The sequence below is a fragment of the Brevundimonas denitrificans genome, assembly GCF_030160755.1.
Classification (GTDB): Bacteria; Pseudomonadota; Alphaproteobacteria; order Caulobacterales; family Caulobacteraceae; genus Brevundimonas; species Brevundimonas denitrificans.
Window position 1 is genome coordinate 1 of record NZ_BSOY01000201.1, and the last position, 645, is coordinate 645.

Below are 645 nucleotides of genomic sequence, written 5' to 3' on the forward strand. Positions count from 1 at the left end.
ATCTTTTATCGCTGAGCACGTCTTCCCCCTTCTGGCGGGGCGAGGTCAGTGGCCTGAAATCCTATCGGCTGAGTGTGTTCGACAGCCTGCCCCGAACCGGTATTCCCGACCGGTTTGACAGCTATGGTGAATTTGAGCGCTTGGTCAATGTCATGGTGGAGGCAGGCAGTATCGAGGATGGTTCGAAAATCTGGTGGGATTTGCGACCGTCCTCAAAATTCCCCACGCTGGAAATGCGCATGACCGATGTGTGCCCGCTGGTGGAAGATACCCTGTGCATCGCGGCCCTTTATACCTGCTTGCTGCGGATGCTGTATCGGTTGCGGCGGCGAAATCAGCGCTGGCGGATCTATCCGCGTACGCTGGTATCGGAAAACCGGTGGCTGGCCCAGCGGTTCGGCGTGGAGGGGCGTTTGATTGATCTTGGTATTCCGGGGCAGGTGCCGGTAGCGGAACTGATGGAAGAGATTATCGGGCTGGTGGAAGAGGATGCCGATGCGCTGGGCTGCAAGAAGGAGGTCTTGCATGTCCGAACGATTTTGGCGCGGGGAACATCGGCGGATCGCCAGCTTGAGGCCTATAACAAATCCCTGCAGGAAGGGGCCTCGGTCAAGCAGGCCCTTCACACTGTTGTGGATCTGGTCT

1 protein-coding gene is annotated in these 645 nt (G+C 57.8%); it reads left to right on the forward strand.

What is annotated here, in order from left to right; all coding sequences use genetic code 11:
* A partial coding sequence (locus QQJ79_RS15750) for a glutamate-cysteine ligase family protein (protein ID WP_284223874.1) occupies positions 1 to 645 on the forward strand: 645 nt, incomplete at both ends.